26 protein-coding genes are annotated in these 22,052 nt (G+C 60.8%); 4 read left to right on the top strand and 22 right to left on the bottom strand.

Features of this window, described 5'->3' with window-relative positions:
- Positions 1-76 precede the first annotated feature (76 nt).
- The 8 genes from nuoF to N008_RS05110 form a co-directional block, all read right to left on the bottom strand.
- Positions 77-1,417 (bottom strand): NADH-quinone oxidoreductase subunit NuoF, encoded by a 1,341-nt coding sequence (gene nuoF, locus N008_RS05140; protein ID WP_044000928.1) that lies wholly within the window; start codon positions 1,415-1,417, stop codon positions 77-79.
- A 20-nt stretch (positions 1,418-1,437) separates the two neighbouring features.
- Complete coding sequence (gene nuoE, locus N008_RS05135) at positions 1,438-2,013, bottom strand: complex I 24 kDa subunit family protein (RefSeq protein WP_044014262.1); 576 nt, start codon at positions 2,011-2,013, stop codon at positions 1,438-1,440.
- The gene (locus N008_RS22290) at positions 2,013-2,363 is read right to left on the bottom strand and encodes a DUF86 domain-containing protein (protein WP_071884488.1); all 351 of its coding nucleotides are present in this window, start codon (positions 2,361-2,363) and stop codon (positions 2,013-2,015) included. Before N008_RS22290 ends, nuoE begins: the two co-directional genes overlap by 1 nt.
- Positions 2,329-2,646, bottom strand: coding sequence for a nucleotidyltransferase family protein (locus N008_RS22285; RefSeq protein ID WP_071884487.1), 318 nt, complete (start codon positions 2,644-2,646; stop codon positions 2,329-2,331). The genes N008_RS22290 and N008_RS22285 overlap by 35 nt, the downstream gene beginning before the upstream one ends.
- 12 nt (positions 2,647-2,658) lie before the next feature.
- Positions 2,659-3,927 carry an NADH-quinone oxidoreductase subunit D gene (locus N008_RS05125; protein WP_044014258.1) on the bottom strand — a complete coding sequence of 423 codons (1,269 nt, stop codon included), beginning with the start codon at positions 3,925-3,927 and terminating at the stop codon, positions 2,659-2,661.
- Between the two features lie 95 nt (positions 3,928-4,022).
- On the bottom strand, positions 4,023-4,586 hold the full coding sequence (locus N008_RS05120; protein ID WP_231569784.1) for an NADH-quinone oxidoreductase subunit C: 564 nt from the start codon (positions 4,584-4,586) through the stop codon (positions 4,023-4,025).
- 89 nt (positions 4,587-4,675) lie between these two features.
- Positions 4,676-5,230, bottom strand: coding sequence for an NADH-quinone oxidoreductase subunit B (locus N008_RS05115; protein WP_044000931.1), 555 nt, complete (start codon positions 5,228-5,230; stop codon positions 4,676-4,678).
- An 81-nt stretch (positions 5,231-5,311) separates the two neighbouring features.
- A complete protein-coding gene (locus N008_RS05110) occupies positions 5,312-5,704 on the bottom strand; it encodes an NADH-quinone oxidoreductase subunit A (protein ID WP_044014256.1) in 393 nt (130 codons plus the stop codon).
- 132 nt (positions 5,705-5,836) lie between these two features.
- Between N008_RS05110 and N008_RS22280 the strand changes: the two genes are divergently transcribed.
- Together N008_RS22280 and N008_RS05100 are read left to right on the top strand one after the other, a co-directional pair.
- Complete coding sequence (locus N008_RS22280) at positions 5,837-6,436, top strand: Uma2 family endonuclease (RefSeq protein WP_044014254.1); 600 nt, start codon at positions 5,837-5,839, stop codon at positions 6,434-6,436.
- Between the two features lie 13 nt (positions 6,437-6,449).
- The gene (locus N008_RS05100; protein ID WP_044014252.1) at positions 6,450-7,055 is read left to right on the top strand and encodes a Uma2 family endonuclease; all 606 of its coding nucleotides are present in this window, start codon (positions 6,450-6,452) and stop codon (positions 7,053-7,055) included.
- Between the two features lie 61 nt (positions 7,056-7,116).
- Here the strand turns inward: N008_RS05100 and pruA are convergent, their stop codons facing one another.
- The 8 genes from pruA to N008_RS05060 form a co-directional block, all read right to left on the bottom strand.
- Positions 7,117-8,781, bottom strand: a complete 1,665-nt coding sequence (pruA, locus tag N008_RS05095) for an L-glutamate gamma-semialdehyde dehydrogenase (protein ID WP_044014250.1) — start codon at positions 8,779-8,781, stop codon at positions 7,117-7,119.
- 98 nt (positions 8,782-8,879) lie between these two features.
- Complete coding sequence (locus tag N008_RS05090; protein WP_410471202.1) at positions 8,880-9,272, bottom strand: DUF3592 domain-containing protein; 393 nt, start codon at positions 9,270-9,272, stop codon at positions 8,880-8,882.
- A gap of 75 nt (positions 9,273-9,347) precedes the next feature.
- Positions 9,348-9,896: a hypothetical protein gene (locus tag N008_RS21320; protein ID WP_052381209.1), complete on the bottom strand. Its 549-nt coding sequence runs from the start codon at positions 9,894-9,896 to the stop codon at positions 9,348-9,350.
- A gap of 119 nt (positions 9,897-10,015) precedes the next feature.
- Positions 10,016-10,915 (bottom strand): DUF3592 domain-containing protein, encoded by a 900-nt coding sequence (locus tag N008_RS05080; protein WP_156109028.1) that lies wholly within the window; start codon positions 10,913-10,915, stop codon positions 10,016-10,018.
- Positions 10,916-10,997: 82 nt separating this feature from the next.
- Positions 10,998-11,693, bottom strand: coding sequence for a YjjG family noncanonical pyrimidine nucleotidase (locus N008_RS05075; RefSeq protein WP_044014244.1), 696 nt, complete (start codon positions 11,691-11,693; stop codon positions 10,998-11,000).
- An 11-nt stretch (positions 11,694-11,704) separates the two neighbouring features.
- Positions 11,705-12,391, bottom strand: coding sequence for a hypothetical protein (locus N008_RS05070; protein WP_044014242.1), 687 nt, complete (start codon positions 12,389-12,391; stop codon positions 11,705-11,707).
- Between the two features lies 1 nt (position 12,392).
- The gene (locus tag N008_RS05065) at positions 12,393-12,719 is read right to left on the bottom strand and encodes a (2Fe-2S) ferredoxin domain-containing protein (RefSeq protein WP_052381208.1); all 327 of its coding nucleotides are present in this window, start codon (positions 12,717-12,719) and stop codon (positions 12,393-12,395) included.
- 19 nt (positions 12,720-12,738) lie between these two features.
- Positions 12,739-13,128 carry an ArsR/SmtB family transcription factor gene (locus tag N008_RS05060; protein ID WP_044014240.1) on the bottom strand — a complete coding sequence of 130 codons (390 nt, stop codon included), beginning with the start codon at positions 13,126-13,128 and terminating at the stop codon, positions 12,739-12,741.
- A 111-nt stretch (positions 13,129-13,239) separates the two neighbouring features.
- Between N008_RS05060 and N008_RS05055 the strand changes: the two genes are divergently transcribed.
- Both N008_RS05055 and N008_RS05050 read left to right on the top strand, forming a co-directional pair.
- Positions 13,240-13,926 (top strand): carboxypeptidase-like regulatory domain-containing protein, encoded by a 687-nt coding sequence (locus tag N008_RS05055; RefSeq protein ID WP_081910618.1) that lies wholly within the window; start codon positions 13,240-13,242, stop codon positions 13,924-13,926.
- Between the two features lie 230 nt (positions 13,927-14,156).
- Positions 14,157-15,539 (top strand): NAD(P)/FAD-dependent oxidoreductase, encoded by a 1,383-nt coding sequence (locus N008_RS05050; RefSeq protein ID WP_044014237.1) that lies wholly within the window; start codon positions 14,157-14,159, stop codon positions 15,537-15,539.
- A 113-nt stretch (positions 15,540-15,652) separates the two neighbouring features.
- On the opposite strand, the gene N008_RS05045 is transcribed toward N008_RS05050, so the two are convergent.
- From N008_RS05045 to N008_RS05020, 6 genes are all read right to left on the bottom strand, one after another.
- Positions 15,653-16,303, bottom strand: a complete 651-nt coding sequence (locus tag N008_RS05045) for a ketohydroxyglutarate aldolase (RefSeq protein WP_044014235.1) — start codon at positions 16,301-16,303, stop codon at positions 15,653-15,655.
- 168 nt (positions 16,304-16,471) lie between these two features.
- Entirely contained in the window at positions 16,472-16,846 is a 375-nt protein-coding gene (locus N008_RS05040; protein ID WP_044014233.1) for a PH domain-containing protein, read from the bottom strand.
- Positions 16,847-16,889: 43 nt separating this feature from the next.
- Entirely contained in the window at positions 16,890-17,444 is a 555-nt protein-coding gene (locus N008_RS05035; RefSeq protein ID WP_156109027.1) for a hypothetical protein, read from the bottom strand.
- Positions 17,445-17,538: 94 nt separating this feature from the next.
- Positions 17,539-19,893 (bottom strand): M1 family metallopeptidase, encoded by a 2,355-nt coding sequence (locus tag N008_RS05030; protein WP_044014229.1) that lies wholly within the window; start codon positions 19,891-19,893, stop codon positions 17,539-17,541.
- A gap of 137 nt (positions 19,894-20,030) precedes the next feature.
- The gene (locus N008_RS05025) at positions 20,031-20,780 is read right to left on the bottom strand and encodes a LytR/AlgR family response regulator transcription factor (protein ID WP_044014228.1); all 750 of its coding nucleotides are present in this window, start codon (positions 20,778-20,780) and stop codon (positions 20,031-20,033) included.
- 49 nt (positions 20,781-20,829) lie between these two features.
- Entirely contained in the window at positions 20,830-21,933 is a 1,104-nt protein-coding gene (locus N008_RS05020; protein ID WP_044014226.1) for a sensor histidine kinase, read from the bottom strand.
- Between the last annotated feature and the right edge of the window lie 119 nt (positions 21,934-22,052).

Here is a 22,052-nt window from a genome sequence, read left to right as displayed (position 1 = left end):
ATCTCTACCGCAGTGGTAATTCAAATAACTCAACGAAGCGGTAGAGATGCTTCGGCAAGCTCAGCATGACGTTCAGTTACGCCAGCACGGCCCCGGCCCGGTACACCGCGCCGGGTTGTGCGGCTTCCTTGGCGTGGGTCACGTGCCACTCAAACTCGTGGCGGAAGTGGCGCACGGCGGCGGCTACGGGCCAGGCGGCGGCTTCACCGAGGGGGCAGATGGTGTTGCCCTCGATTTGCTTGGCCACGCTTACCAGCAGGTCGATGTCCTCCATGTGGCCGTGGCCGTGCTCGAGGCGGTGCAGCACCTTTTCCATCCAGCCCGTACCCTCACGGCAGGGAGAGCATTGCCCGCACGACTCGTGGTGGTAGAAGCGCGAGAAGTTCCAGGTGTTGCGCACGATGCAGGTCGTCTCGTCCATGGCAATGAAGCCACCCGAGCCCAGCATGGTACCCGTCACGAAACCCCCGTCGCTGAGCGACTCGTAGGTCATCAGGCGGTTTTCGCCGGCGGCGGTCTTCAGGATCAGCTCCTTGGGCAGAATCGGCACCGACGAACCGCCGGCTACTACCGCCTTCAGGTCGCGGCCCTTCCAGATGCCGCCGCAGTACTCATCTGAGTAGATGAATTCCTCGACGGGCAGACCCAGCTCAATTTCGTAGATGCCGGGCTTGTTGAGGTGTCCGCAGGCCGAAATCAGCTTGGTGCCGGTGCTTCGGCCCACCCCGATTTTGGCGTACTCGTCGCCGCCCTCGTTCACAATCACCGGCACGGCGGCAATGGATTCCACGTTGTTTACCACCGTGGGGCGGGCGTAGAGGCCCTGCACAGCCGGGAATGGAGGCTTGTTGCGCGGGTTGCCGCGCTTGCCTTCCAGGCTTTCCAGCAGCGCAGTTTCCTCACCGCAGATGTAAGCGCCGCCGCCGGGGTGCACGTGCAGGTCCAGGTCGTAGCCCGAGCCCAGGATGTTCTTACCCAGGAAACCGGCCGCGTAGGCTTCAGCAATAGCTTTTTCGAGGATGCGCAGCACGTACAACAACTCGCCGCGGATGTAGATATACGAGGTGTTGGCGCCCAGCGCGTACGAGCTCGTAATCATGCCCTCGATGAGCAGGTGGGGCAGCTTCGACATCAGCTGGCGGTCCTTGAAGGTGCCCGGCTCCGATTCGTCGGCGTTGCAGACGAGGTAGCGCGGCACGCCCTCGGGCTTAGCCAGGAAGCTCCACTTCATACCCGTGGGGAAGCCCGCGCCGCCGCGGCCCCGCAGGCCCGACTTCTTCACTTCTTCCACCACCTCATCGGGCGTCATCGTTTTCAGAGCCTTCTCCACCGAGCGGTAGCCGCCATGCTTGCGGTACACCTCCAGGGTGTCGATGCCTTCAACGTTAATATGTTCGGTCAGCAGTTTGCGTCCCATAGGTTCAGAGCTGAAAGACGTTAGTTGTTGGCCACTGCGTTCGGGAGGCCGGTTTCTTCCCAGGGCAGGGCCGGGCGGTGCACCTGGTTGCGCAGCTCCGTAAGCATGGCGTCCACGGCTTCCGGGGTATCAAGCTGCTCGTAGTATTTCTCGCGTACCTGCACGATGGGGGCGAAGCCGCAGGCGGCCAGGCACTCCACTTCCTTGAGCGTGAACAGGCCGTCTTCCGAAGCCGGACCGCCTACTTTGGCGCCCGTGATGCGCTCCAAGTGGGCCGTCAGCTCGTCGGAGCCGCGCAGCATGCAGGGGCCCGTGCGGCAGATTTCCAGCACGTGCTTGCCGACTGGCTTAAGGTTGAACATGGTGTAGAACGACGACACCTCGTACACCTCAATCGGGGCCACGCCCAGCACTTCGGCCACCAGATCCTGCACTTCGGGGCTTACCCAGCCGCCAAATTCGGCCTGGGCAATGTGCAGCACCGGCAGCATGGCCGATTTGCGGCGCTCCTCCGGGTATTGCTTGCAGATGCGCGCAATTTCAGCCTGAGCGGCTTCGGAGAATTGCGGCTTCGCGGTTGTAGTTGATGCTTCCATTAGGTAGAAAGTGCGCGGAGCACTTGTTCAAGTTGTGGACGGAGAGGGGGCAACTGGTGCTGTATCACTTCCCACAGAATTTCATTATCGACGGCAAAGTACTGATGGATGACAAAGTTGCGAAGATGCGTAGCCTTTTGCCACGGTACCTCCGGGAAGCGGGTCTTCGTTTCATCAGAAACGTGACGGGCTGCTTCCCCCAGAATTTCGAGGCCACGCACACTGGCAAAAAGCGTTTTGTGGTCCTGATCGAATTCCGGGCGGGTGAGGCCGGCCACAAATCCTTCCACTTCGGCTATTGCCAAAAGCATGTGCTCAAGCCGCTGTTTGTCGCCAATCTGACCTTTCATAGATAAGGGTTCGGTCGGCTTCAATAAACGGCCGGTACATGGGTGCCAGACCTTGTGGCGTACTCAGGTCCACCGGATTTCCCAGTAGAGTGGCCAATTCCTCATGCCAGCCGAAAAAATTCCAGCCGATAGGCTCCGTATGGTCCAGCTCAGCGAGTAAGTCGATGTCGCTTTCGGCGGTAGCCTCGCCCCGCGCATACGAACCAAACAGATACACCTTTCGCACCGGTTTGGTCCGAAAGAAGTCCTGAATGATGCGCAACTGCTGAGGCGAGAGATACACGGCAAAAATGGTTTACGCGTCGAGCTCCCCGGCAATTACGTTCATCGACGACAGCGTCACGATGGCGTCGGAGAGGGTCTGGCCCACCACCATTTCGGTGTAGGCTTGGTAGTAGATGAAGCAGGGCCGGCGGAAGTGCAGGCGGTAGGGCGTGCGGCCGCCGTCGGATACCAGGTAGAAACCCAGCTCGCCGTTGCCGCCTTCCACCGAGTGGTAAACCTCGCCCACGGGAGCGTCAATCTCGCCCATCACAATCTTGAAGTGATAGATGAGGGCCTCCATGTTCTGGTACACGGCCTGTTTGGGCGGCAGGTAGAAATGCGGCGCGTCGGCGTGGTAGGGGCCTTGGGGCAGGTTTTCCAGGGCCTGCGTGATGATGCGCAGGCTCTGCCAGATTTCCTCGTTGCGCACCATGAATCGGTCGTAGGTGTCGCCCTTGGTGCCCACCGGAATTTCGAACTCGAAGTCCTGGTAGCTGGAGTAGGGGTTCATCACCCGCACATCGTAATCGACGCCGGCGGCGCGCAGGTTGGGGCCGGTGAAGCCGTAGTTGAGGGCGCGTTCGGCCGAAATGCCGCCCACGTCCACCACGCGGTCCATGAAGATGCGGTTGCGGTTGAACATCTTCTCGAACTCCGCCATCACGGCCGGGAAGGTCTTCAGCCAAGCGCGCAGCTTGGCAATGGCCACGTCGGAGAAGTCGCGCTCCATGCCGCCCACGCGGCCCATGTTGGTGGTGAGGCGGGCGCCGCTTACTTCCTCGTAAATCTCGTACACCTTCTCCCGCTCATCCATGAGGTAGAGGAAGCCGGTGAAAGCGCCCGTATCCACGCCCAGAATGCCGTTGCAGATCAGGTGGTCGGTGATGCGGGCCAACTCCATCAGGATAACCCGGATGTACTGGGCGCGCTTTGGAACTTCCACGCCCAGCAGCTTCTCCACCGTCATGTGCCAGCCCATGTTGTTGATGGGCGACGAACAGTAGTTCATGCGGTCCGTCAGGGGCGTAATCTGGTAGAAGGGCCGGCGCTCGGCAATCTTCTCGAAGGCGCGGTGGATGTAGCCGATGGTGGGCACACCCGCCACAATCCGCTCGCCGTCCATCTGCAGAATGTTCTGGAAGATGCCGTGGGTAGCGGGGTGCGTGGGGCCCAGGTTCAGCGTGGTGAGCTCCTGGTTGAAGTCGTTGACGGTAGGGGCCAGCGGGTTCAGCCGCGGCTCCTGCTCCCGGGCCGACTCAATGATTTTATGGGTGCCTTCCAGCGTGTCGTTTACTGCCATCTGGTTTGGTGCTTAGTGCTCAGTGCTTCGTGCTTAGTAATCAGGTCTGATTTTGTTGCCTATGCACCAAGCACAAGGCACTAAGCACTAAAAAACTATCGTCCGAAGAACAGGTCGGTTTTGTCTTCGCGGGTACCGTCTTCCAGGGCGTACTCCTTGCGCATCGGGTGGTAGTCCATGTCCTCCACATTGAGGATGCGCATGAGGTTGGGGTGGCCGGGGAAGATGATGCCGTAGAAGTCGAAGGCCTCGCGCTCCATCCAGTTGGCGGTGGCGTAGAGGTCGGTCAGGGTCGGGGCAACCGGGTCGGCAATCGGGAAGAAGATCTTCAGGCGCAACCGGATGTTCTGGGTGAGGCTGTGCAGGTGGTACACCATGCCGAGTTCCTGACCGGGCCGGTCGGGGAAGTGCATGCCGCACATTGTGGTCAGGAAGTTGAGCTGGAGCTCCTCGTCCTTCTGCAGGCCTTCAATGATGTCGTGAATCCGCTCCCGGGTGGTGGTGGCGGTCAGCAGGCCGTAGGGCTCCTCCACGTCGGTGAAGGCGTCGGCCCCGAACAGGCGGTGCAGCAGAGCCAGCAGCTGCGCGTTTTTCTGCGCGGCCGGGTCCTGGGCGGCAGCCTGTTCCTGAGCCGGGATGGATTCGTTCTGGTCAGCCATTTCTGAGTACTTAGTATTGAGTATTTGGTATTGAGTATTGAGCTGCCGACGATGAAAAGTCTACCTACTCAATACCCAATACTCACTACTTACTTGATGTTGTACGACGCCAGCAGGGCCTGATACTCGGGCGAGTTGCGGCGGCGGAAGGATTCGTTTTTGGCCAGGTCCTGGATGCGCATCAGGCCGTCGAGCACCTGCTCGGGGCGGGGTGGGCAGCCGGGCACGTACACATCTACCGGAATGATCCGGTCGATGCCCTGGAGCACGGAGTAGGTATCGAAAATACCGCCCGAGGAGGCGCAAGCGCCCATGGCCAGCACCCAGCGTGGCTCGGCCATCTGCTCGTACACCTGCTTCACGATGGGGGCCATCTTCTTGGCGATGGTGCCCATCACCATCAGCAGGTCGGCCTGCCGGGGTGAGAAGCTGGGGCGCTCCGAGCCGAAGCGGGAGATGTCGTAGCGGGAGCCCATGGTAGCCATGAACTCGATGCCGCAGCAGGAGGTGGCGAAGGGCAATGGCCAGAGCGAGTTGGCGCGGGCAATGCCCACCACTTTCTCCAGGGAGGTAGCAAAGAAGCCGGCGCCTTCGAGGCCGTCGGGCGCGTCTACCGTTTTGATTTCAGGAACTCGGGTATCCATGAGAGCAAGTCAGATTGGGGAAGCGGCGACGCTTCAGAAAGGCAACACGTGGCCGGGGCCAAAGGTTGCCGCCAGTAGGCCTTAACGGGCTTCGTTCCAGCGCAAAACGCCTTTTTTGATAACGTAGGCGAAGCCAGCCATCAGCAAAGCCAGGAACACCAGCATCTGGTAGAAGCCGGTGGTGCCCAGCTGGCGGAAGTTCACGGCCCAGGGGTACATGAAGATAACTTCCACGTCGAAAAGCACGAACAGGATGGCCGTGAGGAAGTATTTCACCGAAATCGGGGTGCGGGCGTTGCCCACCGACTCGATGCCGCACTCGAAGGCTTCATCCTTCACCACGCTCTTGCGGCGCGGGCCCAGCAGGTGAGATGTAATCATGGCGAAGGCCACGAAGGCCACGGCCAGCACAAACTGCACCACGATGGGCAGAAAATCCTGGGGCTGATATTGGGTCGGAACGGCGAGAAGCATAGGCTGCGACAAATAAACGCCGCGTAGAAACGGCATGGGAGGCAAAGGTAGGACCTAGCCGGTTGGGAACAAAGGTGAAATAGGAGGGTAGGAGAAAGGCGTATATTTGGTGAACACCAAGCCCTACTGCCTGTGGAACCCGCTCTAGCTACCCCACACCTTTATACTGTAGAAGAATACTTCGCTCTGGAGGAAGTATCGGAAGTACGACACCTGTATTACCGGGGTGAAATCTTCGCTATGTCGGGTGGTCTCGGGTTTCACAACATTGTGAAGCAAAACTGTGTGATTAGTCTGCGGCTCGCGCTCCGGGGTAAAGGCTGCCGGGTGTATGACGAAAACGTTCGGTTGGCTGTGCGTGAGGGGGAATTGTACACGTACCCGGACGTGATGGTGACCTGCCACCCCGACGACTCACCAGATAAAATAATGATGCACCACCCGGTGCTTATTATTGAAGTATTGTCGCCGGGAACGGAAAGCCACGACCGAATCTGGAAGTTCAGCCGCTACACGCAGCTGGCCTCGTTGCAGCACTACCTGCTGGTATCGGCCGATAAGTGGCTGGTGGAGTGGTACCGGCGGGAGCCGTCGGGCGTGTGGTCGTTCACGCCGTTGGCCAGCCAGGACGAGGCGGTGACGATTTCGGAGCTGGGCATTACGCTGCCACTGGCTGAGCTGTATACAGAACTGGACATTCAGCCGGAGTGGGATAAGCCACGCAGTAACTAACCGACAACCGCACATGGAACAGGCCGCAATACCCACTCAGTACACTGTAGAAGAATACCTGAAGCTGGAAGAAAGCTCAGAAATCCGCCACGAATTTTACCGCGGCGAGATATTCGCCATGTCGGGGGCTTCGTTGCCGCATAACCGCATCATTGGGAATGGTTACCGGGCGTTGGGTGACCGGCTGAATCCGGAGCAATGCGAAGTGTTTCTCGACGGAGCTCAACTAAAGGTGGAAGAGGCGTGCTTTCTGTATCCTGACCTTACTGTTTCCTGCCATCCGGACGACCTCACGGCCGACCGGATTCTGGCGCACCCCAGCGTGGTTTTCGAAGTGCTTTCCCCCAGCAGCGCCGATTACGACCGCACGAGTAAGCTGCGGCTGTACCAGCAACTCCCCAGCCTCCGCCATTACGTGCTGGTGCGTCAGGATTATTGCTGGGTGGAATGTCTCACGCGGCAATCCGAAGCGGTGGGAGCGGAAAATGAGTGGACGTTACAAGTGTACGATAAGCTCAGCGACGAACTCCATCTTTCAGCCTTGTCTATCCGGGTGCCGTTGACCGAGCTGTACACCCGCGTGAAGCTGGAACAGCCGCCCCAGATACGACTCCGATAGCACCAATAAGAAGGCCGCCCTAGAATTCCAGAGCGGCCTTTTGCATTCAAAACCAAACGGCCTACAACCCCTTGTCGCGGTTCAGGTCCTCCTTGGGCTCGGAGCCCAGGAAGGGGTAGCGGTAATCCGTGACGGGCACGAAGGTTTCCTTGATGGCGCGCGGCGACACCCAGCGGAGCAGGTTCAGCATGGAGCCGGCCTTGTCGTTGGTGCCGGAGGCGCGGGCGCCGCCGAAGGGCTGCTGGCCGACTACCGCGCCGGTGGGCTTGTCGTTAATGTAGAAGTTGCCGGCGGCGTGCACCAGCTTCTTCGAGGCGTGGTCGATGGCGTAGCGGTCCTGCGAGAAGATGGCGCCGGTGAGGGCGTAGGGCGAGGTCGTATCCACCAGCTCCAATACTTCGTCGAACTTGTCGGCGTCGTAGATGTGCACTGTCACCACGGGGCCGAACAGCTCCTCGCACATCGTCACGTACTTGGGGTCCTTGGTTACGATGACGGTGGGCTCGATGAAGTAGCCTTTCGACTTGTCGTAACCGCCACCGGCCACGATTTCGGCGTTCGGGTCGGCCTTGGCGCCGTCGATGTACTTGGCCAGCTTATCGAAGGATTTCTCGTCGATAACGGCGTTGATGAAGTTGGAGAAGTCCTCCACGTCGCCCATCCGGAACGAGGCCAGGTCTTCCTTCACGTAGCCCAGAATTTCGTCGGCCAGGTTGCTGGGCAGGTACACCCGCGAGGCGGCCGAGCACTTCTGGCCCTGGTACTCAAACGCGCCCCGGCTGATGCCCACGGCCACGGCCTTGGCGTGCGCCGAGGGGTGGGCCAGGATAAAATCCTTGCCGCCGGTTTCGCCCACGATGCGCGGGTAGCTCTTGTAGCTGCTGATGTTCTCGCCGATGGTTTTCCAGATGTTCTGGAACACGCCGGTGGAGCCGGTAAAGTGGATGCCGGCAAAGTCGCGGTGCTTGAAGATGACCTCGCCAGCGGTGGGGCCGTCCACGTACACCAGGTTGATAACGCCGTCGGGCACGCCGGCTTCCTTGAACAGCTCCATCAGCACCTGGGCCGAGTAGATCTGGGTGTTGGCGGGCTTCCACACCACCACGTTGCCCATTATGGCCACCGAGGCGGGCAGGTTGGCGGCAATGGAGGTGAAATTGAAGGGCGTGAGGGCAAACACGAAGCCTTCCAGCGGGCGATGCTCCAGGCGGTTCCACATACCGGGCAGGCTCTCGGGCTGCTGCTGGTAGATCTGCTGCATGAAGTGCACGTTGAACCGGAAGAAGTCGATCAGCTCGCAGGCCGCGTCGATTTCGGCCTGGAAGGCGTTTTTGCTCTGGCCCAGCATGGTGGCCGCGTTGATGCGCGCCCGGTAGGGGCCGGCCAGCAGGTCGGCGGCCTTCAGGAAGATGGCGGCGCGGTGCTCCCAGGGCATTTCGGCCCACAGCGGGCGGGCGGCCAGAGCGGCGTCGATGGCCTGCGCTACGTGCGAGGCGTCGCCTTCGTGGAACTGGCCCAGCACGTGCTGGTGGTCGTGGGGTGGGGTGATGTTCTGCTTCCTGCCGGTACGGATTTCCTGGCCGCCGATGTGCATTGGAATGTCGCGCTGCTGCTGCTTGAGCTCCTTGAGAGTCTTGAGCAACTCAATACGCTCCGGCGAGTTGGGCGCGTAGCCTTTTACGGGCTCGTTGATCGGGGTCGGGACGTTGAAAAAGCCGTTGGCCATAGTGAAGTGCTGGTTTGGCGTGATGGGTGGTGGGGAAGGGCAAAGGTAGAAGGAAAGGCGGTTTGGCCCGGCCGCCGGGCTACTTACGTGGTCGGGTGCTAGTGCGGCAAATAGCCATTCCGCCGCCGATGCCGCCAGCGGTGGTTGGCGCCCCAGCCGGCAGACAGCAGTACCAGGCCAACTCCCAGTAATACGAGCAGCTGACCACTGAATGCCCACTCATCAGCCAGCAGTGCATTCTGATGGTCAAGATGGTAGCTTACCTGAACCGGGGCACCCAGCGGCAGCGCGTTGTGGGTACTTCTGTCCGTCGCTACCCGAGCGTATTGCTCCTGGCCTTGCGGGTGCCGGTATTTTACAATGAGATGGTAGGTGCCGCTGCTGCCGGAGCCCTCCTTGCCAAGCTTCAGATGGACGCGGGCCGCTGCCTGGGTACCATGCAGGATTTGCCAGCGCTGCCACGCTTTCCCCAGTACCGACAGCAGCAGCACGATGGCCAAGGGCAGCAGCAGCCAGGCCCGAACCCACGCATTAAAACGAGAATAACTACGCATAACTTGACCTGTCTACAGCCGCTGCAGCAGCGCCCGCACCTGCCATTCCAGGTCGGCGACGGAGCCGGAGTTGTGGAGGATGAAGTCGAAGTGGGGGTAGTGGTCGAGGGCGGTTTCGGAGGGGTGGTCGTCGTCGCGGGTGCCGTCGCCGCGCTGGTGCAGCGGGTCGCCTTCCACGCGTATCATCAGGCCGCCGCGGCTGCGGATGAGGTCGGCTTCATTGGGAAAGCGCACGTCCGGAATCAGGGTGTGCTGCTCGGCCGGCAGCTGCGAAAAGAACGCCTGCACCCAGATATCGGGCTCCCAGAGGCGCAGAGCCAGGCCTACCTGCTGGAGCATTTCGCCGCGGGTGCGCCCGAACGTCGGCAGCAGCTCAGTTTTGCCGTGTTGGGAGAAATAGGGGGCCGTGTCCTCGCCGGCCAGTGCCGCGCACACGGCCTTGATGGGCTCACCTACGGAGCGAATATGCCACTGCCGTTCGGGCTGGAGCTGCTGAAGCAGGCGGGCCACCGTGTCTTTGCCACTGCCGCGGCGGCCTGAAAAACCAAGTAACTGTATCATCGGAGGCAAAGGTAGGAGCGCACGTAGTCTCGGAGGTGCAGGTAACAGGCCACGTTAGCCGGTTGCGGCAATGGCCTGCCGCTTAAAGTGGCGGGGGACAAGGCCGCAGAACCAAGCTACTAGTCTTCTGCGCGGCGAGAGTAGCGCATCAGATGCACTACAATGAGCACCAGCCCGCCGGCAATCAGCATACATCCCAGCATATTGTAGCTGATGCCGAGGGGAGAATCGGTGTCAGCGGCGGGCGGGCCCAGGCTGGTATCTGCCAGCAACACCTGGTGGGGTGTGGCGGGCAGGTAGGCAACCGGCACCTGCAGGCTGCCGGTATGGGGCCGCGACAGACGGGCCTGTAGCAGCGCGTGCTGCTCGGGCGACAGGGAGAGCCGGACCGGAGCTTGGCTGGCCGGCGCGGGCAGCTGCAGCAGCGCGGAGGCGTAGCGGGTGCTGCCCGAATACTCCACGCGTAGCAGCGTGGCATCCTGGTATTCGTAAGCCACGGGGGCCGCCTTCGTTGCCAACGCACTGTGGCGGCAGCTGATGATTCCGCCACTGAACGCAATGGCCCCCACCCCCGCCCATGCCAGCGCGGCTGCCGCCGCGTGGCGGCCCGAAGTACGGCGTTTCGGTGGGTGCCGGTACCGTCCGGCCGGCTGGTTTTCCTGGCGCATGGCGCGGAAGAGGAACACCAGCAGCAGGGCCATCAGGCCGTAGCCTATGGCCACAGACCGGACAAAAAACGGGGCGCCAGCAAAGGCGGTGTCTTCCGGCGAAGTCCGGGCGTAGGTGATGGGGAAAATATCACCGGGCCTGAAATCCGGGTAGTGGCCTTTTGTCACTTCCAGCTGGCTGGTAGCTACCTGCAGGCCCTTGTGCACAAAACGGACGGTGAGGTAATAGTCGTAAGAGCCTTTGTGCCGACGGGCTTCCTTGCTGACTACCGTGGCCAGCGCGACCGGCCCGGTAACGGTCTGGTAATGAAGCCAGACGGCCCAAGTCGCGAAACAGAATAAGACGGACAAGGTGAAGAATGCACTTCTGGGGCTTTCCTTCTCGTTGCTGCTCATAGCACGCCGTGGTTTACGGCCGGACAGGCCACCTGAACTACAAAATCTCCTTCAGCTCGCTCAGGCAGCTGATTTCGTAGGTAATCTGGTTAAAGTGGCGGCGCTTGGCGGGGTTAAAGTAAACCTGGTCGAGGCCGGCGTTGTAGGCCCCCAGCACGTCGCACTCCAGATTGTCGCCAATCATGAGGCTTTCCGGGGCGTTGGCACCGGCGCGCTCCAGCGCGTGCTCGAAAATGCGGGTATCGGGCTTGAGGTGGCCGCAGCACTCCGACGTCACGATTTCCTCGAAATACTCCGTGAGCTGAGACGCATCGAGCTTGAGGTACTGGATGTCGCGGAAGCCGTTGGTGATGAGGTGCAGGCGGTAGCCTTTGTCGCGCAGGTAGTCGAGCACCTCGTAGGTGTACGGAAACACGGCCTTTTTCAGGGGCAGCAGGTCGGTGAACTGCTCCGAGATGCCCGCCGGCGAATCCTCCTCCCGCAGCCCCATTTGCACGAAGGTGCGCGGGAAGCGGGTGGCGCGCAGCTGCTGCTGGTTGATTTTGCCGCCCTGGTACAGCCGCCACAAACCGTGGTTGATATCAGAATACTCCTTGATAAACTTTTCTACCGACACCCCGTGCCGGCCGATGTTGTGCTGCGCGAACAGGTAGCGCAGGGTTTCATCGGCGTTGGTTTCAAAGTCCCACAGCGTATGGTCGAGGTCGAAGAAGAGGTGACGGTAGTTTTTCATGCAAGTGTTGGTCAAAATTCAGGACCGAAAAGCTTGGTTTTGAATGGTAGCCAAACGGCTGGCTCGTTGGCGATGGTGTCAGTATAGGCAGCTACCCGTTGGCAGTCTGATGCGGTGGCAAACAATCCGTATTCATTCAGCACTACACCAAATGTCTTCTGATATTCCTGCTCTACTACGTGGTAAGAAAATGGCTCATAGCCACCAAAATCGAAGAGGCCCAATAAGTCAAAGCCAATAGTAAGCCCGGTTTCAGGCTCGGGAGCCCGCAGTTGCAGGAGCGTCGCCAGATTCGGCCAGTCAGGGCCAGTGTGTGGTTCAACGGCGGCAACAGCAGTTGCGCAATGAGATTCGTGTAAAAAAATGCCTAACAGCTTTGCCTGTGGAAGCGCGTGCAGGAATCTGCTTTTAAATTCTACAGCTTTTTCGTGGGTCGAGAAGAAACCCGGCCAAGCATACTGCCCCTGCGCAAAGGCTTCCCCAATCCAGGCATGCAAGGCTGTCAGCTCTTGGTCAGTAGGGGTGAAATTTTCAGGCAACTGACGTCTGCTATACTCCCAGTCGAATCCCCATGTTCCTGGGTAAACATGGCTAATGTACGTGCTCACCGACCAAGTGCGGGCCCGAAAGCGGTGGCCGTTGACAGTCCCCCATTCGTGTTTGGGAATAACCAGATAGTAGCCTGCTGCATAATACATATCAGTCAACCCGCAGTCGTTCAATAACCCGGCCTTCTCCCAGGTGTTCGTGCACGATGTCGGCGGCGTCTTTGGGGCGGACGTTGCCGTACACGGTGCCTTCGGGATGCACGATGAGGGCCGCGCCGGGGCCTTTCTTGCATTGCTTGCAGAGGTCGAGGCAGTTGCAGGTCTGCACCCGCACCTTGCGCTTCTCGCCGCCAGTCAGCAGCTTTTTCAGGCCCTGCTTCTTAAGCTCGGTTTTCAGGGCTTTCACGACGTCCTTGCCCACTTCATCTTTCTGGGCAGTGCATACAAACAGGCGGATAACAGAATCAGCAGACTTCACAGAAAACTAGGCGCAAGGGTTAAGGCTGGCCGGTCCAATGCCGGTTTTGCAGCTTATACGCGGCCAGCTCCCGGTTCGACCAGAGCGTCTGGTAAATCTTCTGGTCGTGTTGCAACTGGGCGTCGCGCTCCATGTAGCCCAGCAGTTGCTGCACAAAGTCCAGGGCCTCGTCCTTCAGATAGTAGAACACCCAGTTGTCGAGGCGGCGGAAGCTGACCAAGCCCGCATTTTTGAGGAACGCTAATTGCCTGGACGTTTTGGTCTGAGTGAAGTCCAGCACCTGTTCTAGGTCGGAGATGCACATTTCCTGGTTGCGCCAGAGCAGATGCAGAATTCGCACGCGGCTTTCGTCGCCGAAAGCTTTGAATAGTTGCTGGCCGAATGCAACGCTGAAGTGTTTGAGGCGCATCTTTAGACGAAGAAGTAGCAAAAGTGAACCGGAACCGGCCGGCGCGAATTTACCTCAAACCCGGTAGCGGCCCCCAAAAGTGCCGTATACTTGTAGTCTGTAATACCCTGTATGTCTGTAGTAGTTCGATTTTCTTTGCGGCTGGCCGCTTGTATGCTGGTAGTGCTGGCTTGCTGGCTGCTGCCGACTGCCGCCCGGGCCCAGGGCCAGCAGCGCGTGGTGCAGTTCACGGGCATCGTGGCCACCGGCGACTCGCTGCTGGGCGTGCCCGGCGCCACCGTGTTTGTGCCCAAGGCCGGCCGCGGCACCGCCACCAACGCCTACGGTTACTTCTCGCTGCCCGTGCTGGCCGGCGACAGTATCATCATCCGCAGCCTGGGCTACCGCAACCAGTACGTGGTGATTCCGCCCGACTACCCGCGCCAGAGCTACTCCGTGATTGTGCAGCTGCGCGAAGACGTGACCGTGCTGCCGGAAGTGCGCATCTTCCCTTACGCCACCGAAAAGGCCTTCAAGGAGGCCTTCCTGGCCCTTCGCTTGCCCAAGGAGCGGGGTTCCAGCTCCGCCGAAAACCTCAACCAGGACATCCTGCGCCGTATTTTCAACAACGCGCCCGTCACCAGCATGGGCAACTACCGCCAGACCATGCAGATGCAGCAGTTGGAGCAGCAGCGCCGGATGGGCATGGGCCCTTCGCAATACTCCAACAACCCGCTGCTCAATCCTTTCAGCTGGCTGCAGCTAATCAAGCAGGTGAAAGACGGTGAGTTCAAGAAGAAGGAAGGCGTGGATTACTAACCGCTTATTGCTCGGATAAAGGACAGAGCAGTTCTTTTTTCACGTAGTGCATACCCTCGAAAAAGTACAAAGCCCCTGACGCCCGCGCGGACGTCAGGGGCTTTGTGCTTGTTCGAAGCATGGTATCTTGGTGGAGAAGGATTGTTTCTCGCTGCTCGCAATGACAGCTATTGATCAACCCTGCGCCCTGATATTCAGTACAGCCACTGTTTGACCTTCGACTTCGCTCTATGGATACCAATCTGCCGCGTACTTCTCAGCCCCGCATCGTGATTATCGGCTGCGGCTTTGCCGGGCTGCGGCTGGCCAAAGATCTGGCCGACGCGCCCGTGCAGGTGGTGGTGATTGACCGCAACAACTACCACAACTTCCAGCCGCTGCTCTACCAGGTAGCTACCGGAGCGCTGGAGGCCGACAGCATTGCGTATCCCATCCGTAAAATCTTCGCCGGCCAGCAGAACTTCTTCTACCGCATGGCCGACGTGCAGCGAGTAGATCCGGCCACCAACACGCTCACCACCAACATCGGCGACATCCGCTACGACCATCTGGTGGTGGCTACCGGCTCGCTCACCAACTTCTTCGGCCTCACCAGCATCGAGCAGAATGCCATGCAGATCAAGAGCGTGCCCAACGCCCTGAACCTGCGCAGCTACCTGTTTCAGAACTTCGAAAAGGCCATTCTCACCGAAGACCCTGCTCGTCGGCAGGCCCTGATGAACGTGGTGGTGGTGGGCGGCGGCCCCACCGGCGTAGAAATCTGCGGGTCCCTGGCCGAGATGCGCAAGGACGTGCTGCCCAAGGACTACCCCGAGCTCGACCTCAAGCAGATGGAAATCTATCTCGTGGAATCGGGCGGGGAGGTGCTGGGGCCCATGAGCAAGGACTCGCAGGTGCAGGCCAAGCGCTACCTGGAGGAAATGGGCATCCACGTGCGCCTCAACACCCAGGCCAAGCACTTCGAGGACGGCAAACTATACTACTCCGACACCGAGTTCATCCGCACCGAAAACTTGATCTGGGCGGCCGGCGTTAACGGCGCGGCGCTGGAAGGCCTGCCCGAAGCCGCCGTAGCCCGCAACAAGCGCGTGAACGTAGACACGGTGAACCGGGTGCTGGGCTTCCAGAACGTGTACGCCATCGGCGACGTGGCCAACCTGGTCACCGACGAGATGCCGCGCGGCTACCCCATGCTGGCGCCCGTAGCCATCCAGCAGGCCGAGCAGCTGGCCGACAACTTCAAGCGCCTGCTGCGCGGCGAAACCCTCCGGCCGTTCAAGTACACCAACAAGGGCAGCATGGCCATTGTGGGCCGCAACCGCGCCGTGGTAGACCTGCCCGGCGACAAGCACTTCGGCGGCTTCTTCGGGTGGCTCACCTGGCTGTTTGTGCACCTGATGACGCTGGTGGGCTTCCGCAACAAAGTCGTGACGTTGGTGGGCTGGGCCATCAGCTACTTCAGCTCCGACAAGGCCCTGCGCCTTATCATCCGCCCCTACAAGCGCAACGATTTCAAAGCCGACAAAGGCCTGGCCACCGCCATCCACAACGCCGCTACGCCCGAGTACAACCCCTCCGTGCCAGCCCCCAACGCCCCGGTAGTGGGCGGCTAAAGAAAACGCAACGCAAAAATCCGTATCGCGCCGAGCGAAGCGAGTAGCCAGGTCCGCGCCAATTGGTGCCGTCCCGGCTACTTGCTTCACTCGGCGCAATACGGATTTTTGCGTTATCCTGCTGGCTGCAGCACCGCCAGCAGCTCCCGCACCTGAGTGGTGAGGTGGGCGGGCTCGTCGGTGTCGAGCAGGCGGGCATCAAGGCCGACGCAGGTGGCGCCGGCAGCTTTCCACTCCGTGAGGCTTTCGACGGTGGGCTGGATGCCGCCCGTGACCATGATAGGCACCTGGGGCAGCGGGCCGCGCAGAATGCCGAGGTACTCCGGCGTGAGGTAGGCCGACGGGAACAGCTTCACCAGCGTGGCGCCCAGGCGGTGCGCCTCGTACACCTCGTTCAGGGTCTGGGCGCCGGGCAGCCAGGCCAGGTCGTAGCTGCGGCACACGGCGGCCACGTCGGGGCTGCACACGGGCTGGATGATGAAGTCGGCCCCGGCCCCGATGAAGCGGCCGGCTTCCTCGGCCGTGAAGATGGTGCCCGCGCCCAGCAGCAAATCCGGGAAGTCGGCTTCCACGAACCGCTGCAGCCGCTCAAAAATTTCCGGGGCCTGGGTGCCACGGTTGGTGAACTCAAACAGCCGCACGCCGGCCGCGTAGCAGGCTGCCAGCACCCGGCGGGCGTAGTCTTCCTGCGCGTGGTAAAACACCGGAATCAGTGGGTGCCGGCGGGCTTGCGTGAGGGCGTGGGCGGCGGTAAAGCGGGGCATTTATGGTGGAATAATGGGTTGGTGGAGTGGCGGATTGTCATCCTGAGCTTGCGAAGGATCTTGTTACGGTAGAACGGCCCGTTGGTACAGTAATCGTTCAGGTACAAGAAGGTCCTTCGCAGGCTCAGCATGACAATCCGCCACTCCACCAACCCATTATTCCACCAGCTAAATAGCAAACTCGCTCAGCGCGCGGTAGACGTCGTACACGTTTTTGTCGCCGCGGAATGTTTTGCTGATGGGCTCGGTCTGGCCGCGTACCCAGATTTTCAGCTCGGCGTCGAGGTCGAAGTGGCCGGTGGTTTCCATCGAAAACCGCTCGATGCTGCGGTAGGGCAGGCTCAGGTATTCGCGCTTCTTGCCCGTTACGCCCTGCTTGTCTACCATGATCAGGCGCTTGGTGGTGAACACCATCAGGTCGCGCAGCACGGCGTAGGAGTTGCGCACGGTTTCGCCGGGCGAGAGCAGCTGGCTCAGCTCCAGCTGAATTTCCTGGGCATCAGTTTCAGAAGCATTGCCCAGCAGGCCGTCGAGAAGTCCCATAGTGGTAGAGTAAGTTAGTGGATGAAGGGAACTGGAAGCAGCATCACCGCGTCGAAATACTGTCATTTCCTAGCGAGAACTGTTCGGAAAATGTGACTATGCGGCCGTTGTTGGTAAACGTAATAAGCTTGCGTTTAATCATCCGCCCGTAGAAACATCCAGATTCAGCCTTTTCTACGTCTTTCCGCAGCATCCGGCCATTAGCATAAGTGAAGCGCCGGGAAGCGTACGTGTAAGAAGTTGAGGGCCATTGATTGCGGCGGTACCGCTCTTCCAACTGACCGGTTTCGTTCCATCGTTTGGTACATCGTAGCCCGAAGCCAAGTACATGCTGCCTGCTGCGTGATTTGCGTTTTCCGTCAGAGAAAAAACTGTAGGAATGCGCAGTCCGGAACTTCTTCCGGTCAGTAGCACCATGTGAGTAGAAAAGAGAAAAGGAGCTATCCGCGTAATAAGTGGCCGTGCGCAGGTACTTGGAGGGATAGTGCGTCAATTCGGCAAACTGCTGCAATTTGACTGGGGTAAAAATCCTCACACGGCGCACCTCTTCTTGGGCAAAACCAGCTTGCACCGGTAATAGAAACAGGAATACCAACAAATTACGTAGCATAAAAAATCGACATAAGAGAAAATACAAAGCAGCCGACCCCACCGGGGTCGGCTGCTGAAATGTACGCTGAAAACAGCAACCCTTAGTTGGTGCCGCCAGTCGAGTTAACCGGCTTCTGCTCCAGCTTCTGCAGCGCCGACTGCTGCTGCATGGGGTTGGGCTGCGTGCGCTGCTGCTGCTCAAACAGCTCGAAGCGGGAAGGAGCCGCCTGCTGCGGCCAGGCGTTGTTGCTCAGGTCGATGTCGGCGGTTTCCAGGTTGGGGTCCAGCACGAAGCTCACCACGGGCTTTTCGGTGACGAACACCTTGGTGACCTCGGCGTTGTTTTTGCGCCAGATTTCGGCCGGAATCGTCACTTTCTCCTGCTTGCCATCCTGGTAAGTCATCTGCACGATAACCGGCATCGTGAGGCCGCCCAGGTTCTTGAGGCTCACCTCGTAGAAGTTCAGGCCGGCGTTCAGGCGCTGCTGCTGCTCGGCACTCAGGCCCTTGGCCATCTGCTGGTAGCGCTGCTTGTCGGCGTCGGTGGTGGCCAGCGGGTCGTAGGTGTTGTAGAAGTCCTTCAGCTCGGGCTTCTCGTCCACGAGGGTGCGCTTGATGTCCTGCAGGTTGCGCTGCTGCGACAGAGTCTGGGGCGCTTTGTTAATCAGCTCACGCTTGCGGGCGTTTTCGATTTCCGGGTTCTTGGAGTCCACCGAGTACCACTTCACGCCCGTAATGGCCAGGTCGGAGGCGTCGGTGGTGTAGAACCAGCCGCGCCAGAACCAGTCGAGGTCGGTGCCGGAGGCGTCTTCCATGGTGCGGAAGAAGTCGGCGGGTGTGGGGTGCTTGTAGGCCCAGCGGCGGGCGTATTCCTTGAAGGCGTAGTCGAACAGCTCGCGGCCCAGAATGGTCTCGCGCAGGATGTTGAGGCCGGTAGCGGGCTTGGCGTAGGCGTTCGGCCCAAACTGCAGCACCGACTCCGAGTTGGTCATAATCGGGGTCTGCAGGTTTTTGCCGGTGCGCATGTAGTCCACAATGTTCTTGGGCTCGCCGCGGCGCGACGGGTAGTTCCGCTCCCATTCCTGCTCCGTGAGGTACTGCGTGAACGTGTTCAGGCCCTCGTCCATCCAGCTCCACTGCCGCTCATCGGAGTTGATAATCATCGGGAAGAAGTTGTGGCCCACTTCGTGGATAATCACCGAAATCATCCCGTATTTCCGGTCGGCCGAGTAGGTGCCGTCCTTCTCGGGGCGGCCGCCGTTGAAGCACAGCATCGGGTATTCCATGCCGCCCACCGGACCGTGCACCGAAATAGCCACCGGGTATTCGTAGTCGATGGTGTACTTGGAATACACCTTGATGGTGTGCGCCACCACTTCCGTCGAGTACTTGCCCCACAGCGGGTTGCCCTCCTTGGGGTAGTAGCTCATGCACATCACCGGCTTGCCCTTCTGCATGATGCCCATGGCATCCCAGATGAACTTGCGCGAGCTGGCCCAGGCAAAGTCGCGTACGTCTTTGGCGGCGTAGGTCCAGGTTTTGGTGCCTTTGGCGCGGCCGGTTTCGGCCTTTTCGGCTTCCTGCTGGCTCACGATGAGCACCGGCGTTTTGGCCGTTTTGGCTTTTTCGAGGCGCTGGCGCTGGGCGCTGGTCAGCACCTCATTTGGGTTTTGCAGCACGCCGGTAGCGCCCACCACGTGGTCGGCGGGGGCGGTGATGCTCACGCGGTAGTCGCCGAAGGGCAGGGCGAATTCGCCGTTGCCGAGGAACTGCTTGTGCTGCCAGCCCTGGTTATCGGAGTACACGGCCATGCGCGGGTAGAACTGCGCAATTTCGTAGAGGTAGTTTTTGTCCTCGGCGAAATACTCGTAGCCGCTGCGCTGATTGATTTTTGTCTGGTCGTTGATGTTGTAGCTCCACGAGATGCTGAACGTCACGGCCTGCTTGGGCCGCAGCGGCGTGGGCAAATCCACGCGCATCATGGTGTGGTTGATGACGTAGGGCAGCGCCTTGCCGCCTTTCATCTTCACCTCCGAAATCTTGAAGCCACCGTCAAACTCGCTGCGCTGCAGATAATCCAGCGTCTGGAACGGCATCCGGTCCTGAATCTGGCCCACCTGCGTGGCCGTGGTGATGGAGTTTTTGTCGAGGATGTTCTGGTCGAGCTGCACCCAGAGGTAGGTCAGCACGTCGGGCGAGAGGTTGGTGTAGGTGATGTCCTCGGAGCCCGTAATGGCCTGCTTTTCATCATCCAGCTTCACGCGGATGTTGTAGTCGGCGCGCTGCTGCCAGTAGTCGGTGCCGGGGGCGCCGGAGGCGGTGCGATAGGAGTTGGGCGTGGGCAGCAGCGTTTCGAGCTGCGCAAATTTGTCGGTGCCGGAGTTGGTGGTTTGGGCCGCGGCCGGCAGGGCCAGCAGCGCCGCCAGCCCGGCGGCCAGCAGAGTAGGTTTCAGCATAGGGAGAAAAGGGGAGAAGAAAGACGAAGCAAGCAAGCGGCAAGGTACCGGAAAAACCGGCGTCTCGCCGCTTGCGGCGAAAGACGCCGGCCCGCCGGCCGGGTTGCATGGCCTCCCCACCCGCCGCGCTGGCGCGCTTAGCCGGCCACCCAGCGGCGCAGCTCGGGGGTGCGGGCGGCGCTGGCTACCAGCGTAGTATCGGCGGGGTGGCGCAGGCGCACGGCCAGGGCCCCGTTGAAGTGCGGCTCCAGCCGCTCAATGGCCGAGAGCTGCACCAGCTCGGAGCGGTTGAGCCGGAAAAAGCGGGCCGGGTCGAGGGTGTCTTCCAGCTCGTTCAGGTTCTCCGACAGTACAAAGCTGGTGCCGGCCGGCGTGAGGGCGTGCACCAGCCCGTTGCGCATCTGAAAATACGCCACGTCGGCGGTTTCGAGCAGCACAATGCCCTGCTTCACGCGCACCGTGAGGCGCTGCCGGTAGGTGCGGGCGGGTGGCCCGGCCGAGAGCTGCTGCAGAATAGGCAGCTGAAAGGTGGTGCGCAGCTGGTCGTACTTGCGCAGGGCCGCGCAGAACTGCTCGTAGCGGAAGGGCTTGAGCAAATAGCCGATGCCATTCTGCTCGAAGGCTTCCACGAAAAACGTGTCGTAGGCCGTGGTGAAGATGATGGGGCAGTGCACCAGCCCTTCGCGCAGCAGCTCAAACACCCGCCCGCCCAGCAGCTCGATGTCCGATACCACCAAATCGGGCTGGGGGTGGGTGCGCAGCCAGTCGCGGGCTTCGGCCACATGGCGCAGCTGGGCGGCCACCGTGGCGTGGGGGTAGTAGCGCAGCAGGTACTCGCGCAGGGTTTCGGCGGAAGGCAGCTCGTCTTCCAGAATCAGAACACGCATAAGGCGGAAAGGGAGAAGTATAGGATAGCAGCCGGGGCCAAGGTCGGCATCAGGGGGTGGGTTCGTGGTGCGCAATCAGCGGAATCAGGGGCAGCTCCACGCGAAACAGCGTGGGCGTGGCCTCCACCACCAACGGCCGCTCGGTGAGCAGGTGCAGGCGGGCGCGCAGGTTTTCGAGGCCGCCGCCGGTGCCGGCCGCGTGGGGCGGGGCCGCCCGGCGGGCATTGCTGACTTCCAGCGAATCGGGTAGCACCGTGAGGGTGATGACCAGCGGCTGGGTGGGGCTGGCGTCGTTGTGCTTCACGGCGTTGTGCAGCAGCTCCTGCACGGCGGCGGGCGGCACCAGGCTGTCGGTGAGGCGCTGGGGGCAGCGGATATCCTGCCGGAACTCGTAGGCCGAGCCGAAGCGGATGGTGAGCAGGTACAGCAGGTCGTTGAGGTCGGTCAGCTCGTCTTCCAGCAGCACCACGTCCTGCCGGGCCTGGCGCAGGCGCTGCCGGTAGAGGTGGGCCAGCCGGGCCAGGTACTGCTGGGCGGGGTCGTTGTCGGGGCCGATGAGGGCTCCCAGCACGTGCAGGCTGTTGAACAGGAAATGCGGGTTCACGTGCTGCTGCAGGGCGCGCAGCTCGGCTTCGCGGCGGCGCTTCTCGGTTTCGCGGAGCTGCTGCTGCACCAGGCTTTCTTCCCGCAGATAGCGCAGCAGCAGGTAGGGGTTGCCAATCAGCAGGTAGGTGAGCATCGTGAGCATGGCTTCTCGCGTAATCTCGTAGCCGCGCAGGCTGCCTTCGGCCGTCAGAAAACGGTACTTGTGCCAGATAAGGGCCTCGGTGCCGAACTCCAGCGCCAGCAGCACCGGTCCGCAGAGCAGCGCGCCCCAGCCCATCAGCCGCCCGTAGGCCGCGGCCGAGTGCATCCACCGGCCCCGGCGTCGCTGCCACCACTCCAGCAGCTGCAGCAGCCCCACCACTACCAGAGCGTATACCCACACCATCAGGTGAGCTTCCCAATGCACCCGGTAGCTGCTGGCGGTGGGCGAGAGCAGCAGCCGCAGCAGCACCACCGTGAGCACCGAAGCCAGCAGGGTGTAGCCCAGGATAAACGCTCCGCGTCGGAGCAGGCTGGCGGAGGAAAGCAGTCCGGAAAACGACGTCATAGTCAAGTAAACGAAAGAAGCCCCCACCTCTCCACCCTGCGCCCGGCGGGCCAGCGGCAGGGTGGGGAGCCACAGCGAAAATCTAGGCTGTGTCTAAAAATTTCAAAATATTCATGCTG

The organism is Hymenobacter sp. APR13, assembly GCF_000737515.1.
Classification (GTDB): Bacteria; Bacteroidota; Bacteroidia; order Cytophagales; family Hymenobacteraceae; genus Hymenobacter.
Note: the sequence above shows the minus strand (reverse complement) of the source record. Positions and strands in the feature narration are given on the sequence as shown.

Coding starts and splice junctions, on each gene's coding strand:
- N008_RS22290 (WP_071884488.1), bottom strand. CDS start 2,363: ATGAAAGGTCAGATTGGCGACAAACAGCGGCTTGAGCACATGCTTTTG.
- N008_RS21320 (WP_052381209.1), bottom strand. CDS start 9,896: ATGATACAGTTACTTGGTTTTTCAGGCCGCCGCGGCAGTGGCAAAGAC.
- N008_RS05050 (WP_044014237.1), top strand. CDS start 14,157: ATGGATACCAATCTGCCGCGTACTTCTCAGCCCCGCATCGTGATTATC.
- N008_RS05070 (WP_044014242.1), bottom strand. CDS start 12,391: ATGTATTATGCAGCAGGCTACTATCTGGTTATTCCCAAACACGAATGG.
- N008_RS05020 (WP_044014226.1), bottom strand. CDS start 21,933: ATGACGTCGTTTTCCGGACTGCTTTCCTCCGCCAGCCTGCTCCGACGC.
- N008_RS05110 (WP_044014256.1), bottom strand. CDS start 5,704: ATGCTTCTCGCCGTTCCGACCCAATATCAGCCCCAGGATTTTCTGCCC.
- N008_RS05055 (WP_081910618.1), top strand. CDS start 13,240: ATGTCTGTAGTAGTTCGATTTTCTTTGCGGCTGGCCGCTTGTATGCTG.
- N008_RS05115 (WP_044000931.1), bottom strand. CDS start 5,230: ATGGATACCCGAGTTCCTGAAATCAAAACGGTAGACGCGCCCGACGGC.
- N008_RS05100 (WP_044014252.1), top strand. CDS start 6,450: ATGGAACAGGCCGCAATACCCACTCAGTACACTGTAGAAGAATACCTG.
- nuoF (WP_044000928.1), bottom strand. CDS start 1,417: ATGGGACGCAAACTGCTGACCGAACATATTAACGTTGAAGGCATCGAC.
- N008_RS05030 (WP_044014229.1), bottom strand. CDS start 19,893: ATGCTGAAACCTACTCTGCTGGCCGCCGGGCTGGCGGCGCTGCTGGCC.
- nuoE (WP_044014262.1), bottom strand. CDS start 2,013: ATGGAAGCATCAACTACAACCGCGAAGCCGCAATTCTCCGAAGCCGCT.
- N008_RS05120 (WP_231569784.1), bottom strand. CDS start 4,586: ATGGCTGACCAGAACGAATCCATCCCGGCTCAGGAACAGGCTGCCGCC.
- N008_RS05125 (WP_044014258.1), bottom strand. CDS start 3,927: ATGGCAGTAAACGACACGCTGGAAGGCACCCATAAAATCATTGAGTCG.
- N008_RS05025 (WP_044014228.1), bottom strand. CDS start 20,780: ATGCGTGTTCTGATTCTGGAAGACGAGCTGCCTTCCGCCGAAACCCTG.
- pruA (WP_044014250.1), bottom strand. CDS start 8,781: ATGGCCAACGGCTTTTTCAACGTCCCGACCCCGATCAACGAGCCCGTA.
- N008_RS05075 (WP_044014244.1), bottom strand. CDS start 11,693: ATGAAAAACTACCGTCACCTCTTCTTCGACCTCGACCATACGCTGTGG.
- N008_RS05060 (WP_044014240.1), bottom strand. CDS start 13,128: ATGCGCCTCAAACACTTCAGCGTTGCATTCGGCCAGCAACTATTCAAA.
- N008_RS05045 (WP_044014235.1), bottom strand. CDS start 16,303: ATGCCCCGCTTTACCGCCGCCCACGCCCTCACGCAAGCCCGCCGGCAC.
- N008_RS05040 (WP_044014233.1), bottom strand. CDS start 16,846: ATGGGACTTCTCGACGGCCTGCTGGGCAATGCTTCTGAAACTGATGCC.